Source organism: Spirosoma sp. 209 (assembly GCF_002006735.1).
In the GTDB taxonomy this organism is placed as follows: Bacteria; Bacteroidota; Bacteroidia; order Cytophagales; family Spirosomataceae; genus Spirosoma; species Spirosoma sordidisoli.
The window spans coordinates 453,612-470,213 of the sequence record NZ_MVEC01000006.1 but is presented as its reverse complement, the minus strand read 5'-3'; the positions used below and the strand labels follow the sequence as shown (position 1 = coordinate 470,213).

15 protein-coding genes are annotated in these 16,602 nt (G+C 57.4%); 3 read left to right on the top strand and 12 right to left on the bottom strand.

Annotated features, from left to right (window positions below):
- Positions 1-17: 17 nt before the first annotated feature.
- From B1C80_RS13000 to B1C80_RS12990, 3 genes are all read right to left on the bottom strand, one after another.
- Entirely contained in the window at positions 18-1,610 is a 1,593-nt protein-coding gene (locus B1C80_RS13000; RefSeq protein ID WP_077921566.1) for a response regulator, read from the bottom strand.
- Positions 1,611-1,929: 319 nt separating this feature from the next.
- Positions 1,930-3,171, bottom strand: a complete 1,242-nt coding sequence (locus B1C80_RS12995; protein ID WP_077921564.1) for an ABC transporter permease — start codon at positions 3,169-3,171, stop codon at positions 1,930-1,932.
- Between the two features lie 123 nt (positions 3,172-3,294).
- A complete protein-coding gene (locus tag B1C80_RS12990) occupies positions 3,295-4,125 on the bottom strand; it encodes an alpha/beta fold hydrolase (RefSeq protein ID WP_077921562.1) in 831 nt (276 codons plus the stop codon).
- A gap of 71 nt (positions 4,126-4,196) precedes the next feature.
- Here B1C80_RS12990 and ggt point away from each other — a divergent pair, with 71 nt between their 5' ends.
- Positions 4,197-5,999: a gamma-glutamyltransferase gene (ggt, locus tag B1C80_RS12985; RefSeq protein ID WP_077921560.1), complete on the top strand. Its 1,803-nt coding sequence runs from the start codon at positions 4,197-4,199 to the stop codon at positions 5,997-5,999.
- An 81-nt stretch (positions 6,000-6,080) separates the two neighbouring features.
- Here ggt and B1C80_RS12980 read toward each other — a convergent pair whose 3' ends face one another.
- Both B1C80_RS12980 and B1C80_RS12975 read right to left on the bottom strand, forming a co-directional pair.
- Entirely contained in the window at positions 6,081-6,698 is a 618-nt protein-coding gene (locus tag B1C80_RS12980) for a DUF4142 domain-containing protein (RefSeq protein ID WP_077921559.1), read from the bottom strand.
- Complete coding sequence (locus B1C80_RS12975) at positions 6,685-7,272, bottom strand: DUF4142 domain-containing protein (protein WP_161492759.1); 588 nt, start codon at positions 7,270-7,272, stop codon at positions 6,685-6,687. Before B1C80_RS12975 ends, B1C80_RS12980 begins: the two co-directional genes overlap by 14 nt.
- Before the next feature lie 356 nt (positions 7,273-7,628).
- On the opposite strand from B1C80_RS12975, the gene B1C80_RS12970 reads away from it, so the two are divergent.
- Complete coding sequence (locus B1C80_RS12970) at positions 7,629-8,240, top strand: hypothetical protein (RefSeq protein ID WP_139361650.1); 612 nt, start codon at positions 7,629-7,631, stop codon at positions 8,238-8,240.
- Positions 8,241-8,439: 199 nt separating this feature from the next.
- Here the strand turns inward: B1C80_RS12970 and B1C80_RS12965 are convergent, their stop codons facing one another.
- From B1C80_RS12965 to B1C80_RS12940, 6 genes are all read right to left on the bottom strand, one after another.
- Entirely contained in the window at positions 8,440-9,336 is an 897-nt protein-coding gene (locus B1C80_RS12965) for a flavin reductase family protein (RefSeq protein WP_077921555.1), read from the bottom strand.
- Complete coding sequence (fahA, locus tag B1C80_RS12960; RefSeq protein ID WP_077921554.1) at positions 9,323-10,525, bottom strand: fumarylacetoacetase; 1,203 nt, start codon at positions 10,523-10,525, stop codon at positions 9,323-9,325. The genes B1C80_RS12965 and fahA overlap by 14 nt, the downstream gene beginning before the upstream one ends.
- Positions 10,526-10,575: 50 nt before the next feature.
- Positions 10,576-11,013, bottom strand: coding sequence for a MarR family winged helix-turn-helix transcriptional regulator (locus B1C80_RS12955; protein WP_077921552.1), 438 nt, complete (start codon positions 11,011-11,013; stop codon positions 10,576-10,578).
- A 114-nt stretch (positions 11,014-11,127) separates the two neighbouring features.
- Complete coding sequence (locus B1C80_RS12950; RefSeq protein ID WP_255376573.1) at positions 11,128-11,874, bottom strand: phenylalanine 4-monooxygenase; 747 nt, start codon at positions 11,872-11,874, stop codon at positions 11,128-11,130.
- A 64-nt stretch (positions 11,875-11,938) separates the two neighbouring features.
- Positions 11,939-13,063, bottom strand: a complete 1,125-nt coding sequence (hppD, locus tag B1C80_RS12945; RefSeq protein WP_077921548.1) for a 4-hydroxyphenylpyruvate dioxygenase — start codon at positions 13,061-13,063, stop codon at positions 11,939-11,941.
- A gap of 123 nt (positions 13,064-13,186) precedes the next feature.
- On the bottom strand, positions 13,187-14,371 hold the full coding sequence (locus B1C80_RS12940; RefSeq protein ID WP_077921546.1) for a homogentisate 1,2-dioxygenase: 1,185 nt from the start codon (positions 14,369-14,371) through the stop codon (positions 13,187-13,189).
- A gap of 419 nt (positions 14,372-14,790) precedes the next feature.
- Between B1C80_RS12940 and B1C80_RS12935 the strand changes: the two genes are divergently transcribed.
- Positions 14,791-15,702, top strand: a complete 912-nt coding sequence (locus tag B1C80_RS12935; protein WP_077921545.1) for a sugar phosphate nucleotidyltransferase — start codon at positions 14,791-14,793, stop codon at positions 15,700-15,702.
- Here the strand turns inward: B1C80_RS12935 and B1C80_RS12930 are convergent.
- Positions 15,645-16,550 carry a DUF937 domain-containing protein gene (locus B1C80_RS12930; protein ID WP_077921543.1) on the bottom strand — a complete coding sequence of 302 codons (906 nt, stop codon included), beginning with the start codon at positions 16,548-16,550 and terminating at the stop codon, positions 15,645-15,647. The two genes, B1C80_RS12935 and B1C80_RS12930, sit on opposite strands and share 58 nt — an antisense overlap.
- Positions 16,551-16,602: the final 52 nt, after the last annotated feature.

Below are 16,602 nucleotides of genomic sequence, written 5' to 3'. Positions count from 1 at the left end.
TGCAAATAAAAAGGGACTTACAGTGAACTGGAATCAGAGAGCCGGTGGGGTTGGTTAACCGGCAGGACCAGGATAAACCGCGTGCCTTCGTTGGGGCGGCTCCGGGCCGAGATCAGGCCGTTGTGTTTGTCGATGTTCTTTTTGGCAATGGCCAGCCCGATGCCCGTGCCTTCGTAGCTGGTGCGGCTGTGGAGTCGCTGAAAAATAACAAAGATCCGGTCGAGGAATTTCTCGTCGAAGCCGATGCCGTTATCCTGGACGACAATCCGGCAGAACGGACCCTCGTCGGCCGGGTCGGCATCGATGGCTTTCCGGTCGATGCGCTCGCCGAAGATGCTGATGACGGGCGGCTGATCGGGCTGCGAAAACTTGAGCGCGTTGCTGATCAGGTTCTGGAAAACCTGCCGGATGCGGGTCGGTATGACCTCAAGAACGGGCAGGGGCGCCACCGTAACGAGCGCCGACCGGCGGCTGATCACATCGTCGAAGTCGAGCAGCAGGTCGTCGAGCAGGTCGTTGAGGTCGGTAGGCTGAAACGGTTCGGGGGCCGACAGCTGCGAGTACGCCAGCAGGTCGTTGATCAGCGCCGACATCCGCGCCGACGACCGAATGGAGCGGTCGAGGTAGGAAACCGCTTCGTCGTTGTCCTTGAGGTATTTCTCCTTGATCGTATCGTTGAGGAGCTGAATTTTCCGGAGCGGCTCTTTCAGGTCATGCGACACCACCCACGTAAACTGCTGCAGTTCGTGGTTGGTGCGTTCCAGCTCGGCGTTCTTGAGCAGCAGCTCGTTTGTCCGGATTTCGACCTGTTGTTCGAGCAGTTCGGCAGCCTGCTTCTGGGGGTGAATGTCGGTGAACGTCCCGATCCAGCGGGTCAGCACGTCCTGTTGCCGGATCGGCAGAATGCGCAGCAGGTGGTAGCGGTAGTCGCCGGTACTGACGTTTTTGAGCCGTACCTCGCGGGTAAACTCGGTAACCGCATCGCGGCACGATTCCCAGCCGGGGCAGATGTCATCGTCGGCGTGGATGTCGGGGAAGGTGGTTGGGCTGGCTGCGTACCGGAACCAGTGTTCGTTTACGTATTCGAGTTGGCCGTCGGGGGTGATGGTAAACGCCATCTGCGGCAGAGTGGCCAGCACGGTCTGTAGTTCCTGAACCCGGGCTGCCAGCTCTTCCTGGGCGCGCTTGCGAACGTCGACTTCTTTGCGGAGCGAATCCTGAATGGTGCGTAACTCCTGCTGCTGTTCGTACAGCTTGCGGAGGGTCTTTACTTTCAGCACCAGAATATCCGGGTCGACGGGTTTGGTCAGGTAGTCGACGCCCCCGGCGGTATAGCCTTTGGTGATAAACCGCTTCTCGGTGTTGACCGCCGACAGAAAAATGATGGAGGTGTCGCGGGCTTTGCTAAAACCGGCAATGGCATTGGCCACCTCGAAGCCGTCCATCCCTGGCATCTGAACGTCGAGGATGATGACAGAGTAGGCGTTTTTAAGCACTTTTTTCAGGGCTTCTTCCCCCGAACCGGCTGTATCGACCGAAAAACGATGCAGTTCGAGAATCTTCTTGAGGGGGAGAATATTTTCTGGCCTGTCATCAACGATGAGAATCATGTAAAAGCTACTAGTTAGAACGAGGATATCGAAGGCGCTTAGTCATTACGTTACGGTGTATACGGTAGGTAAGTCCAGACGGCTTATATCCAACGGATCTATCAAAGAGCCAATTGAACCGAATGCGGCTGTGTAATTCCGGCGTGAAGATAAAAGCCAAAGTCAGGTGCTTCCAAATCGGTAGCCCATATAGACCTAAACCACATTGGTAAGGTTTTGATTAATAAAGCACTAGGTCCCGGCTCTGCATGCCTGGCTTTGCCAGGACGCCGGCCGCCGACAGGAGCTGACCGTGGTCGTGACGAACAGGTAACCGGGCTTACTTGGCCCGGATGGCGATAACGGGGTCCATACGGGCGGCCGAAAAGGCCGGAATGATACCGGACAGAATCCCGATCACGCTCGATACGCCCAGGCCGAGAATGATGTTGCTAGCCGTTAGCTGAAGGTCCAGGCTGCCCAGATTCATGAAGGAAAGCAGATACACGAAGAAAATCCCCGCCAGTCCGCCCACCAGGCTCAGCAGCACGGCTTCGAACAGAAACTGGAAGAGGATAAAGTAGTTCTTGGCGCCCAGCGATTTCTGGATGCCGATAATATTGGTCCGCTCCCGTACGCTGACGAACATGATGTTGGCAATGCCGAACCCGCCAATCAGGATCGAGAACCCGCCAATGACCCAGCCCGCTACGGTCAGTACGCCGAAAATACCGCCGATCGCCTGGGCCAGCGCTTCGGGCCGGTTGATGGCGAAGTTATCATCCTGCGTAGGCCGCACACCCCGGCGGGTACGCATCAGTCCCCGAATTTCGCTCTCCAGTTCGAGCAGTCCCTGGTCGTCGTCGTACCCTTTAATGGCTATGCTGATACTCGGGTTGATGGAGTGGAACATCTTGGCAAACGCGCCGATCGGAATCAGGCATTTGATATCCGGATTGCCCCCCACGTTGAGAATACTTTCGCCTTTACGCTCCTGAACCCCGATGACCACGTAGTTGAGTCCGTTCAGTTTAAAGGACTGGCCAACCGGCTCCTGACCCGGAAACAGATTGTCGGCTACGTCGGACCCGATAATGGCTACGTTGCGGGCGTTGTCTATCTCCTGCTGGGTAAAATAACGGCCCTGTTCGATAGGCACGTCCGAAATCTTGTTGTAATCGAAGGTGGTGCCCTGAATTAGAGACGACATGCTGTTGTTCCCCTGCTTTATGGTTACGCGTCCCTTAAAGTCGAGCGCTACAACGGCCTGGGCGGTTTCGAGTCGCTCGGCCAGAAATTTGTATTCGTTCATGCTCGGCTCGGGCCGCTGGAAATACTTCCACCACTGATACTCGCCCCCGAACGACCACGGCCATTTTTCTACGTAAACGACTTTGTCGCCGATGAACGACAGACTGTCTTTGATGTTACGCTCCAGCGAGTCGACCAGCGTAAAAACGGCAATGATGGCAAAGATGCCAATCGTAACGCCCAGCAGAGAGAGCGTGGTACGAAGCAGATTCGAGCGTAGCGCCTGCCACGCAAACCGGAAACTTTCGAACGTCTGGCGAATAAACTGCACGTTGTATAGAGGACAAACCGCCGGAGCGGGCCGGATGGAAAAAACGAGTGTATGAATATACGGCGTCTTTAGCCGACTACCAACGGTTTTCGGACGGATGCGCAGCCTGGGCGGATAAGTGGTTCATCGGGAGCCGTCCGGACCGACCGATTCCAGGAACGAGCGGATGGCGTGGGTAACCGCTTCCGGCTCTTCGACGCTCGAACTGTGGCCCGCGCGCGGAACGATGACCAGCTGCGATCCGGCAATGGCTTCGTGGATACGCTGCGCTTTGGGCGGCCTGGTGGCTACATCTTCGTCGCCCACAACCACCAGCGTCGGGGCAGTTACCTGGCCCAGTTCGGGCAGAATGGGGTTGCGGTCAATAACCCCGTTGACGGCCCGGGTGATGCTTCGTTTGTTTTGCCGCAGCTGCTTCGTCCAGTACAGTCGTTCGTCGGCGCGGGCGGGGTCGTTCAGGAACGTCTGGCCGAACATGATCTTCATGACCGGACCTGCTACGGCCCAGGTGCCAAGCCAGTTTACTACGGTACAGAGCGTTCGGTATTTGCCCACGTTTTCGAGGGGTTCTCCCTCGGCCGATGTTTCGAGCAGCAGCAGCGACCGGATGAGGTCGGGCCGGCGAGCCGCCAGCCGCATCCCGATAAAGCCCCCCATCGACAGCCCCGCAAAATGAACGCGGCCCAGCGACAACCCCTCGATCAGGGCTACCGCGTCCTGATAAAGCGTATCCATGTCGTAGCCATCGGCGGTTATCTCACTGCGGCCCTGCCCCCGATGATCGTAGGTGATGATCCGGTACTGGCTGCGCAGGGCGGCTACCTGTTTGTGAAACATATGGCCGCTCCAGAGCAGACCATGCGAAAAAACCAGGGTCTCCGCCGGGGAGGCCGTTTGTCCTTCCTGACTGTCTTCGTAATACAGGCGAACGCCGTTTGCTGTGAAATAGGGCATGGTTTGGTTTCTACGGATTCTGTGGTTTCTTTTGTTATTGTCCCAATATGCTCATACAACCTGTTGGCTCCATGATAAAACGTATCCTACCCCATGCTCTACTGCTGGCTGTATCGCTGGCGGCCTGTAAAACCCAGTCGCCCGGTACGACTGCATCGACAACCCGTATTCAGGAAAGCCAGGGCGTTTACCAGTACCGCGACGAAGACCCGACCGTCAGGCCGTTCTATTCGGATCGGCAGGGAGTAATTGGGCGTAACGGCATGGTGGCGTCGGCGCATCCCGAAGCGTCGGCGGTCGGGCTGGCTATTTTGCAGGCGGGGGGCAACGCCGTCGACGCAGCCGTGGCGGTGCAGTTTGCGCTGGCGGTGGTATATCCGGGTGCGGGCAACATTGGCGGGGGCGGCTTCATGGTTTACCGCGACCGCGACGGCAAGGCCTACACGCTCGACTACCGCGAAAAAGCGCCGGGCCAGGCCACGCAGAACATGTACCTCGACTCGCTCGGTAACGTACGGGCGGGGTTGAGCATCAGTGGTCATCTGGCCAGCGGGGTACCGGGTTCGGTAGATGGTATGGTCGAAGCCCACAAACGCTTCGGCAAACTGTCGTGGACGCAGGTGCTCCAGCCGGCTATCGATCTGGCGGCCCGGGGTTTCGCACTTACCGAACGCGATGCGCTGGGACTCAATCGGATCAAAAACGACCTGAACCGGATCAATCCCGGTAAGACCTATTTCCTGAAAAGCACCGTTCCGACCGATACCCTCACCTGGCACAAAGGGGACCGGCTGGTGCAGGCCGATCTGGCCCAAACCCTGCAACGCATACAGGCGCAGGGGCGGGCGGGTTTCTACGAAGGCGAAACGGCCCGGCTGGTTGCCGAAGAGATGCAGCGCGGGGGTGGCCTGATTACCGAAGCCGACCTGCGCAACTACCACTCGGTCTGGCGCGAGCCCATCAAGGCAGCCTATAAACAGTATACCGTTATCACCATGCCGCCTACGTCGAGTGGTGGGGTAGCGCTGGTGCAGCTGATGCGGTTTACGGAGCCGTTTCCGCTGCGTCGGTGGGGCTGGAACCGCGACAGCACGGTGCAGGTGATGATCGAAGCCGAACGGCGCGTGTATGCCGACCGGGCCAAATTCCTGGGTGATCCTGATTTCATAAAAGTGCCAACCCAGCAGCTGATGAGCCCTGACTACCTGCGCAGCCGCTGGACCGACTTCTCGTTTGCCAAAGCAACCGACAGCAAAGCCGTACGGGGCGGCACGATTCCGGGCTACGAGAGCCTCGAAACCACCCACTTCTCGGTCGTTGACAAAGACGGTAGTGCGGTCAGTATCACGACGACCCTGAACGGGGGGTATGGCAGCCGTGTGGTCGTGGGAGGAGCCGGCTTCTTCCTGAACAACGAGATGGACGACTTCAGCGTAAAGCCGGGCGTTCCCAATATGTTCGGGCTGATCGGCAATCAGGCCAACGCCATTGCGCCCAACAAGCGGATGCTGTCGAGCATGACCCCCACTATTCTGGAAAAAGACGGTAAACTGTTTATGGTTGTCGGTACGCCCGGCGGGTCTACCATCATCACATCGGTATATCAGACCATCCTGAACGTGATCGAGCACGGTATGACGATGCAGCAGGCCGTTAACGCCCTGAAATTTCACCACCAGTGGCTCCCCGACAAAACGACCTTCGAGAATGGCGCTTTTTCAGACGCCACCGTTCAGTCGCTACAAAACCGGGGCTACGTGCTCGAACTAATGACCAACACCCTCGGACGCATGGACTGCGTCCTGATTCGGCCCGATGGCAGCTACGAAGGCGCATCCGACCCCCGCGCCGACAACACCGCCCGAGGATATTGATTTTAATGATGAGCGATGAGTGGGGGAGTTGCCCGTGTCACTGTCCTCACGGACATGGGGGGCTACGCCACTCATCGCTTATCATTCTTGCTTCTTCGCTTTTTCGGCTTCGGTCATGAGGTCGTCGGCGTGGGCGGAGATGCTGAGGGCCAGGTTCTTAACCGTCGGGCTGCTGGCGTTCTGGTTGAGGTTCTTGGTTTTGCTAACCAGCTGATCGTACAGATCGGCCAGGTAGCGCAGGTAGCGCTTGTCGAAATCGGCACCGGCTTTCTCGTCCCGCAGCGCATTGACCATCGATTCACTATCCGTCGATAACGCTTGGGTCAGCACAATGGCGTAGGTCCGGGCCACGCTGTCGAGGCTGGCCTTGTGTCGACGTTCCTGATCGACAGACCGCTGGGCCAGGGCTTTTATGGTTGGATCGGTAGTCCGTTTCAGCGCCAGTTCGCTGAGCGTTCGGGCCGTCTGGCTGGCGTTTGCGACGGTTCCCATAAATTCAGCTACGTCTTTGGCATTGGCTTTGGAGTCGGCGGGCAAACGCGATTCCTGATCGGGCCTCACCTGTTCGATCAGGCTGTCGTTGGTGGCTTCGGCCACTTTCGTACTATCTTTCCGGGCCGAGCAGCCCCCCAGCCACAGGACCGTCGCCGTGAGCAGCAGACAGGCCAGTCTTCGCAGGGCGTGGTTATTCCAGTACATTTTTGAGCTGTTTGGCCTGGTCCTTATGCTTCCCGTCGTTGGTCTGGACCTTTTTGGCCAGCTCCTTTACCGCGTCGTTGGGGGCGTTATCTTCAAGATCGTCGGCCACGTCGAGGGCCTTATCGTTGACTTTGGCCATTTCGGAGAGGTAGTCGATGTCGAACGCGGTACCTGCCTGGGCATCCTGTAAGTCATCGATCCGGTTCTTGCCTTCCCGGGCCATAGCCGTTGGCAGGGTGACGTTCAGCTGACGGGCCAGCGCCCGCAGGTCCCGCTCCGACTGCTGATGTTCGTTCATGGCCTGCTGGGCCAGCGCTTTGACCTGCGGATTGGTGGCTCGCTGAAAAGCTACCTTGCTCAGCTCGTATTCGGTCATGCTCATACTGGCCAGATCGACGAGGCTTTTTGAGACGTCTTTCGCCTTGTCTTTATCGTCTTCGCTGATGGCAATCGCCTGTTTATCGATGCGTTCTTCGTTGACTTTATTGGCTTTGCTGGTGCTGTCGTCGGATGCGCAGCCTACGTTTATCAAAAGAACTGCCAGGAGTGCGGCAGATATAAGCGTTGGTTTCATAGCGTTCATAGATTCTCTACCTAACAGAACCCGATTGGTCAACGCTTGTTTGGTTTTAAGACACTGTGCCACCCGCCAACCTTCCATCTACTGGCCCAGCGCTCGGGTCATAAGCCGGCAAAAGTCATACGCTCGGTAACTTCAGCAGTCAGCGCACCGTCTGAGTACGGTAAGATGTCTTGAGTGGACTACCCTGACAGTGGCTGCAGGCCCTGTCAGGGTAGTCCACTCAGTTTGGAGTCATTTTTTTGGCGGGGCCATATGAGCCACTGGCAGTGCATACGAGCCCTGCCAGTGGCCGCAGGTCCTGACAGTGGCTCGTATGCACTGCCAAGCCTTTTCCTTCACTGCGACACATGGAGAAAGTTATTCCGTTGGAGCCAGGCAGGTTCTACCATATTTACAACCGGGGTATCAACGGCACGTCACTCTTCCCGAGGCCTCAGTTGTACCGGTCTTTCCTGAACGATTATGCCTATTTCACGGAGCCACTCTTCGATACATACGCCTACTGCCTGCTAAACAATCACTTTCATATACTGGTCCGCATCAAAGAACCGCACGAAGTAGATAGCCAACGATGGCGCACGGAGCGCGGCTGGACGAAGCTATCGGAGCCATCCCGGTTGCTGGGGCATGCGTTCAACAGTCACGCTCAAACGGTCAACGCGTTGACGGGCCGGACAGGCGGCTTATTTGAGGGGCCTTTTCATCGGGAGTGGGTCGATCGGGATACGTACTTCAGTCAGCTCGTTTTTTACATCCACAGCAACCCGCTGAAGCACGGTTTTGTCTCAGATTTTACCACGTACCCACATTCGTCTTACCAGTCGCATCTGTCAACAAAACCAACTCTGCTAAAGCGCCAGTTTGTACTCGACTGGTTCGGTGGGCACCAATCATACATCGACTTCCACACCGGTATGACCCGCGAAGCGTTTTCTGATTTCCTGGACGAGAAAATGTGAGTTGGTCTCTCTAACCCGGCCAGTGGCCGCAGGCCCTGCCCGTGGTTAGAGAGACCAACTCACACTTTCTCTCTCACCCCTACCACCCCGATCAGGGCCTGCGTTGCACTTTCCCACTGCCCCACCACGATCAGGACCTGCGTCGCACCGATCACCCCGCTCCACCACGATCAGGGCCTGCGGCCACTGATCGGGTGGGTCAGGCCGACAACAGGGTTAGCCAGGCTTCGCGGACGTTGTTCTGGGCGAGAAGTTGTCTGGCGCGGAGGTGAAGCAGGTCGGGCAGGTACTGGCAACCGGTTCGGGCTTCGTTGAAAAGCTCGGTCAGCGTGCCCGACAGGCGGTACTCGTTGACCTCGTCGGGCGTGGGCAGGCTGAGAACGCTGCCCAGTTTGCCCAGATCGTTACCGGTCAGAATAGCGCTGTTTCGTACGGCGGCTGGCAGCTGATCGATACCGATACCCATCTGCGGACGACTTACTTCAAAGAGAGCATCGCCCTGCGCCCGAACGTACCAGTCGCCCCCCAGCCGACCAACGAGGTCCATTCGGTGCGGGTCAACGGCGCCTGCTGCGCTCAAAAAGCCGTCCTGTACGTGGGCCAGCACAACCTCACAGATGACCAGCGTACCAGCGCCCGGTCCATCGGCGTCATTGTCCGGGCCGACGGGCAGCAGTTGCCGCACAACGCACTCGAACGATACCGGCGACTCGGCCACGCGCGGTGGCCGCACCCGTTCGGAGGGCGCTTCCGTAAAACCTGCCTTGGTGAACTCGCTGACGTGTCGGTCAAACTCGGCACTGGCCAGCGACGTCTGCTCAACCATAGCATGACTGACCATGTTGATAACCACCTCGGGCACCTCCTCAACGTTGAGCAGCGTATGTTTTTTGTGGCCGTGTCGGTTACGACTGGGCGAAAAGACCAGTATGGGCGGGTTGAAACCGAATACGTTGAAGAAGCTGTACGGAGCCAGGTTTACGTGTCCATCGGCACTGACCGTACTGACAAACGCAATCGGACGCGGAGCTACGGCACTGTTCAGGAGCCGGTAAAACTCGTGGGGTTTAAGGTCGGCGGGGTTAATGGTGGTCATACGATAGAGGGGGTTGTATGTCGCCATGCACATCGCCCAGGTCGACCCGAAGGCCGTTCGAAAATCCCCAGCCGCGCAGGCTGATCCGGTCGCCATCGAGCAGGAACGTGCGGCTGCTGTTGTCAGGCAAATGCAGCGGGCGGGTGCCGTTCCAGCTCAGCTCCAGCAGTGAACCATAACTGCCCGGTTCCGGACCCGACACGGTGCCGGTCGCCAGTACATCGCCAACGGTGAGGTTACAGCCGTTGACGGTATGATGGGCTACCATCTGCGCAAATGACCAGTACAGATACCGGGCGTTGGTTCGGCTGATGATGATCCCGTCGGCGTATTCGGGGGTGTGCAGAACGACTTCCAGTTCCAGATCGAAGGCCGATGATGGATGGGTACCCTGCAGATACGGGAGCGGAGTGGGCTCCTGAGGCTGCGCGGCTACCCGAAACGGTTCCAGATCGATCAGCGGTACGACCCAGGCCGACATACTCGACCCGAAATTTTTTCCCAGAAAGGGGCCCAGCGGCTGGTATTCCCAGCGCTGGATGTCCCGGGCCGACCAGTCGTTGAAGAGCGTAATCCCGAAAATGTAGTCTTCGGCCTCATCGACGGCGATGGGTTCGCCCAGCGGATTGCTTTTGCCGATAATCAGCCCCAGCTCCAGCTCAAAATCCAGCGCCCGCGACGGCCCGAAAGTCGGCTGGCCATCGGGCGTCGGGAGCTGACCCGCCGGTCGGCGGATGGGCGTACCCGATACCACCAGGCTCGACGCCCGGCCGTGGTAGGCTACGGGCAGGTGGCGGTAGTTGGGCAGGAGGGGAGCCGCGTCGGGGCGAAACATCTGTCCCACATGTTCGGCATGGTAGATGCCCGCGTAAAAGTCGGTATAATCACCGACCCGAACCGGCAGGTAGAGTCTGGCCCGTGTTTCGTCGATGAGTACCTGATCCCGAACGCCGTTCAGGCCCGCTTCGTTGCTGGCCAGCAGCTGCCTGATACGCTGCCCTACGGCCTGCCAGGCCGGTTTTCCCAGCGCGATGAAGTCGTTCAGGACCGAGCGGGTGAACACGTTGGGATCGACACCGAGGTCATCGAAAAAACCCAGCAGACCGGCTACTTCCAGATCAAGTATGTGGTTGCCGTATTTATAGCCCACCCGCGGGCTGCTGATGCCGTAACTGAAAATGCCGTACATAGGAGGAGAACAGGCCGAATGAAGCTGGAATCAGTCCCCGGTTTGGCCCGTCATTCACTTACATTTTGATAGATAGAATCCATGATGCGAACGAAGTGCTGATAGTCTTCTTCGCTGAGTTCGCCCCAGCCTTTTCGTCGCATGGCCGATACAACGGGGAGTACCTCCCGGTGTTTGGCCGCCCCGGCTTCGGTCAGAAAAACCAGGAACTTGCGCCGGTCATCGTCGGCCATCCGGCGTTCGGTGAGGCCTTTCTGGCTGAGCAGGTCGATGATGCGGGTAACCGTAGGCGCATCTTTCGTCGTCATCTCGGCCAGGTTGTTCTGACTGATGCCGGGGTTTCTGTACAGATGATCAATAACCACCCACTGGTCAACGGTCAGGTCGAAACCGGCTTCGTTAAACTGTTTTTGCAGCGCATTCCGGATCTTCTTGATCGTTGTGTCAATTTTAAAAAAGTAGGCCCGGGTATCGGAAGGATGGGTCATGGACTGGGTTATTCAGTGATCACTGGCCCTCACGAACGGGCTGGCGCTTGTCGGCTGCGAACCGACAAATGACCATCCGTGACGGCTACTGACGCGAAGCTAACCACTAACGGGCTAACTAACCAATAACCCCTCCAGGGTTGCCTCAATCTCAGGTACCGAGTGGAACAGCTGCTCGTAGGAGTCGATGACGAAATAACGGGCCTGAAAATGATCGATGATATAGGGTGTCTGGAGCAGGGTAGCCACATCGTACGGACTGCGTTCGGGCACATCGCTCTCCAGCGCATAGATCGTCTCGCCCGGCGATGAGAGAATACCTCCTCCGTAAATGCGCAGTCCGTCGGGCTCCTGAATGAGTCCAAACTCAACGGTATACCAGTACAGCCGCGAAATCATGTCGATAGCTTCGGGATGGTCTACAAACCGCAGGGCAATCCGGCTCAGGGCGGCCAGGAAGTCGCAGAACGACTGGTTGGTCAGCACCGGCACATGCCCGAAGGTGTCGTGAAACATGTCTGGTTCGGGCAGGTAGTCGAGCTGGTCGCGGCTGCGAACCCAGGTAGTGGCCGGAAACTGACGGTCGGCCATTAGCTCGAAAAATTCGCGGTTGCCGATCAGGCCCGGCACCGGCACAACCCGCCAGCCCGTAATGGGGAGCAGGCGTGGGTTGAGGTCGCGCTCAAAATCGGGGATGCGGGCATTGGGAAAACCCGTAGCCACAATCCCGTCCATGTACGCCTGACTGGCCCGGCCCGGTAGCCGCTCCATCTGCCGCCGGAACAGCAGCTCCCAGACTGCCTGATCGTCGGGGGTGTATGTCGAATAGTTCTGGATCATGTTGGTGAGTGATGGAGTGATTGGTGATTGAGTGAGAACGCCCCGTTGTTCAGGTACTCGATCACCAACCACTCGACCGCTAAAATCATAACGTTCCCCGCAGCGCCTGTTCCCGTTCGATGGCTTCAAAAAGGGCTTTAAAATTGCCTTTTCCGAACGAACGGGCTCCCTTGCGCTGAATAATTTCAAAAAACAGCGTGGGGCGCGGGCAAACGGGCTTAGTGAAAATCTGGAGCAGATACCCTTCGTCGTCGCGGTCGACGAGTACGCCCAGCGAGCGCAGGGTGGTTATTTCCTCGTCGATCTGGCCAACGCGGTCGGCCAGGTTGTCGTAGTAGGTATCGGGTACGGTCAGGAACTCGACGCCCCGGTCGCGGAGGGCCAGTACGGTATCGACGATGTTATCGGTGGCCACGGCAATATGCTGAACGCCGGGTCCGCCGTAGAAATCGAGGTACTCTTCGATCTGCGATTTCTTCTTACCCTCGGCCGGTTCGTTGATCGGGAATTTGACCCGGCCGTTGCCGTTGCTCATGACCTTACTCATCAGCGCCGTATAGTCGGTCGAGATGTCTTTATCGTCGAAGCTGACGAGCTGCTGAAAGCCCATCACATCCTGGTAGAACTGCATCCACTGGTTCATCTCGTTCCAGCCCACATTGCCTACCATATGATCAACGTACTTCAGGCCCGCGTCGGCCGGGCGGTAGGTCGGGTTCCAGGCTTCGTAGCCGGGCAGAAACACGCCTGTGTAGTCGTTACGCTCCACAAACAGATGCACCGTATCGCCGTAGGTATGGATGCCGGACCGGACTACATACCCGTTATCGTCCTGCTCGCGGGTGGGCTCCAGGAACGGGCGGGCACCGCGTCGGGTCGTTTCCTCGAAGGCTTTCGTCGCGTTATCGACCCACAGGGCCACGACCCGAACGCCGTCGCCGTGTTGATCGATATGACGCCCGATGTCTGAATCGCCATGGAGCGGTGAGGTTAGCACCAGCCGGATTTTACCCTGCTGTACTACATACGATTCGCGGTCGCGTTGTCCCGTCGACAGGCCGGCATGGGCCACGGGCTGAAACCCGAACGCGGTCTGGAAATAGTGGGCCGACTGCCGGGCATTGCCCACATACAGTTCGAGGTAATCGGTACCATTCAGTGGCAGAAAGTCAACAGCCGCAGCCGTCTCTACATAGTCTAGTGTTTCCATGATCGTTTGTTGATGTGATGTAGGGCCGCGATCGCACCGGCGCCCCGGCCTTCGCGTCTCTCGTGCTTTAGCAACTGTTTGGTCAGCCAGCTCCTCTATGCGTCAGTCCACCTCTTGCCTCCCCTAATCGTCCAGCCACGATTGGTAGTACTTTCCATCGTCGATGCGGAGCGCCTGTTCGGTCAGCATCAGGGGGCGAAACGTATCGACCATCACGGCATACTCGACTGTTTCCCGTTTGCCGATACTTCGCTCCATCGCGCCCGGTGCGGGACCATGAGGGATACCGCCGGAGTGCAGCGTTATATGACCCGGAGCAATGTCGTTGCGCGACATAAAATCGCCGTCTACGTAATAGATGACCTCGTCGGAGTCGATGTTCGAGTGGTTATAGGGAGCCGGAATCGCCTTTGGATGATAATCGTACAGACGCGGGCAGAACGAACAAACGACAAACGTGTCGGTCTGAAAGGTCTGGTGGACCGGCGGGGGCTGGTGGACCCGCCCCGTTATCGGTTCAAAATCCTGGATGTTGAAGGCGTAGGGGTAGTTATACCCATCCCAGCCGATTACATCGAACGGATGCGTGGCATATACCAGCGAGTGGAGGGCGCCCTGCTTTTTGATCTTCATCAGAAAGTCGCCCGTCTCGTCGTGGGTTTCGAGGTTCTGAGGCCGTCGAATATCCCGTTCGCAGAAAGGAGCATGCTCCAACATCTGCCCGAAGTGATTTCGGTAGCGTTTGGGGGTATAGATGGGTGAGTGCGATTCTACATAGAGCAGCCTTGTTTCGGGCGTATCGAACGTAATCTGGTAGATCATGCCGCGCGGAATGACCAGGTAGTCGCCGTAGCCGAACCGGATTTGGCCCAGCAGCGTACGGAGCGTTCCGGTGCCCCGATGAACGAACAGCAACTCGTCGGCGTCGGCGTTTTTGTAGAAATAGTCGGTCAGCGACTGGCGCGGGGCCGCTACTCCAACCAGCAGGTCTTTGTTGACGAAGAGGGGTACCCGACTGCCGAGGTAATCATCGCGATCGGCTGGCTCGGCGTCAAACCCGATCAGTTTCCGCGCCATGATGTTTTTCTCGACGGCCAGTTTGGGCGTCATGTCTACGCTGCCCAGCACGTCGCGTACCATCGTTGGGCGATGAACATGGTAGAGGAGCGACGACATGCCATCGAAACCGATCGTGCCGAAAAGCTGCTCGTAGTACAAGCCGCCCGGACCGCCCGACTGACCAGCTGGCTTCTCAAACTGCGTGTGCCGTTTGGGCGGAATTTGACCGAGTGAGTGATAGAAAGGCATATCGGTGGTGCCGACCCCTCCCGGCTGATGTAGTATAAGCAACCAGCCGGGAGTGTCGGGCTTTTGTTGATGAAGTGTAGTTGTTATAACAACTATTGTTATGCGCAAATTTATACTAACAACTATAAAACTTGCATATTGTTCAGATTAAATTTTGTAAAAAGATGATCTGGAGGTATGTGCAGGGGAAATAGACAAACACCGCCCGGCTCTGGCCGGTTTTAGCTCAGGAGATACCCGAGTGGATTGCCCGAATGAACCACGCGCTCTTGCTGGCTTGTCTCCTGACGGCATACCGTTGCGGCAAATCATCGTAAGCGGCTAAGGGGCTTTTCTGTACCTTTGGCCGTGTAATCATTCAGTCCAGAAGCATACTATTCATCTGGTAGCGCGCAGCGTTGCCCCTATTGACCACTTTGATGCAACCTACCCTTTTAATTCTGGCAGCCGGTATGGGCAGCCGTTACGGCGGAATCAAACAACTCGACCAGTTTGGTCCACATGGCGAAACGATCATCGACTATTCGCTTTTCGACGCCATCCGGGCTGGCTTTGGCAAGGTCGTTTTCATTATTCGGGAGGAGTTACGAAACGACTTCGACGAGATATTCGGGAAAAAATTAGCGGGAAAAATCGAGGTAGACTACGCCATTCAGTCGCTGGGTGCTTACGTTCCCGAGGAGCTGGGGGAGGTTCGGCGCACCAAGCCCTGGGGTACGGGCCATGCCATGTTATGTGCCAAGGAGCATACGACTACGCCCTTCGCCGTAATCAACGCCGACGACTTCTACGGGCTTGAGGCCTTTCAGCTGATCGGCAACTTTCTGGCCACCGACACCGAAGATGATCTACACGCCATGGTCGGTTACGAAGTGCAGAAGACGCTGTCTGAAAATGGATCTGTTTCGCGGGGTGTTTGTACGGTAGATGCGTATGGCCACCTGGCATCGGTTATCGAACGGACCAAAATTTACCAGGAAGAGCAGGGCGGAACCGGTCGGCGGATTGTTTTTGAGGAAAACGACGACCTGACGCCCCTCTCGCCCGATACGCCGGTGTCGATGAACTTCTGGGGGTTCAAGCCCAGCGTATTTCCGCTGGTACAGAAACAGTTCGAGAGTTACGCCATCGCCAACATCGACTCGCCCAAAGCCGAGTTTTATATTCCAACCGTGATGACCAATCTAATCCAGACCGAAACGGGCCGCTGCAAAGTGTTCCGAAGCCAGTCAGAATGGTTTGGAGTGACCTACCCCGACGACAAGCCGACGGTTCAGGCCGCTCTCAGGCAGCTGCACGATGAAGGTGCGTACCCCGATACGTTGTGGTAGTCGGCCGGGCTCATCCAGCAGTGTAGCACCGAGCGGGTATGGGCTGCCCCGGTCGTTGAGGGATCGGTCGAGTTTTCGCGCTGGCAGGCCCTGACCGTGAAAACGAATAGAGCGGAGCCCAGGAGCAGGATTAGCCACGGTAGCCACTGGCCTCCCCCTTTATTTTCCTGTGGGTGCACCTGAAAATAGGTCGGTACATCTTCCAAACGGTTTGATGATACGGACGTAGCCCGGTCACTACTACCTGTCCATTCGGCGGCAGTAGTGGCCGGGCTATCCAGAAATGTCAGGCCCGGAATGGTACGCAGGTGAATCAGAAAATCAGCGGGCACGGCGGCCTGCAGGCTACCGCCGTCGGGGCGGGTCAGTACGGATGGCTCGCCGGCTTTTTCGTCGGCGGTTTGTTTGCCCAGTACACTTAGTAAGACCGAACTGGTCAGGCTGAGGGTTGCCGCGGCAGATGATGATCGAACGGAACTATACTCCGCCAGCGAGTTGATGAGTAAATCGGCGGTTGGGCCGAAGAGACTGGCTGTAATGGAGGAGCCGGTTGCCAGCAACCTGTTCAGCTGACCGCTGCTGCCGCTCAGCATCCCCAAAAGACTGTCTTCTGCCTCATGGTCTCCGGCGGGGGGCATCACCAGGTTGACCTGCTTTATCATGTCGGTTAGCAGGCTGTAGCCTCCCGGCTCCGCCAGGCTGTGTGTCAGTTGGCCCAATACCGTTGGTAACGCACCAAGCACGGCCTTGCTGATAGCCTGCGAACTTTCGCCCAGATGTGTACCAAGCTGATCGACAACCGGTTTAGTCAGGCGTTGTTGAGCAAGGTCAAGTACAGTGGTCATCATGTCGATACGGGTTGGGCGGTCGGCAAAGCCGCACACAAAAAAGCCGTTGTCG

What these genes read in the sequence shown, in the direction of transcription:
- B1C80_RS12970 (WP_139361650.1), top strand. Translation starts at nt 7,629, where the DNA reads ATGGAGAAAGTTATTCCGTTGGAGCCAGGCAGGTTCTACCATATTTAC.
- B1C80_RS12980 (WP_077921559.1), bottom strand. Translation starts at nt 6,698, where the DNA reads ATGTACTGGAATAACCACGCCCTGCGAAGACTGGCCTGTCTGCTGCTC.
- B1C80_RS12940 (WP_077921546.1), bottom strand. Translation starts at nt 14,371, where the DNA reads ATGCCTTTCTATCACTCACTCGGTCAAATTCCGCCCAAACGGCACACG.
- ggt (WP_077921560.1), top strand. Translation starts at nt 4,197, where the DNA reads ATGATAAAACGTATCCTACCCCATGCTCTACTGCTGGCTGTATCGCTG.
- B1C80_RS12990 (WP_077921562.1), bottom strand. Translation starts at nt 4,125, where the DNA reads ATGCCCTATTTCACAGCAAACGGCGTTCGCCTGTATTACGAAGACAGT.
- B1C80_RS12930 (WP_077921543.1), bottom strand. Translation starts at nt 16,550, where the DNA reads ATGATGACCACTGTACTTGACCTTGCTCAACAACGCCTGACTAAACCG.
- B1C80_RS12975 (WP_161492759.1), bottom strand. Translation starts at nt 7,272, where the DNA reads ATGAAACCAACGCTTATATCTGCCGCACTCCTGGCAGTTCTTTTGATA.
- fahA (WP_077921554.1), bottom strand. Translation starts at nt 10,525, where the DNA reads ATGTACGGCATTTTCAGTTACGGCATCAGCAGCCCGCGGGTGGGCTAT.
- B1C80_RS13000 (WP_077921566.1), bottom strand. Translation starts at nt 1,610, where the DNA reads ATGATTCTCATCGTTGATGACAGGCCAGAAAATATTCTCCCCCTCAAG.
- B1C80_RS12965 (WP_077921555.1), bottom strand. Translation starts at nt 9,336, where the DNA reads ATGACCACCATTAACCCCGCCGACCTTAAACCCCACGAGTTTTACCGG.
- B1C80_RS12955 (WP_077921552.1), bottom strand. Translation starts at nt 11,013, where the DNA reads ATGACCCATCCTTCCGATACCCGGGCCTACTTTTTTAAAATTGACACA.
- hppD (WP_077921548.1), bottom strand. Translation starts at nt 13,063, where the DNA reads ATGGAAACACTAGACTATGTAGAGACGGCTGCGGCTGTTGACTTTCTG.
- B1C80_RS12935 (WP_077921545.1), top strand. Translation starts at nt 14,791, where the DNA reads ATGCAACCTACCCTTTTAATTCTGGCAGCCGGTATGGGCAGCCGTTAC.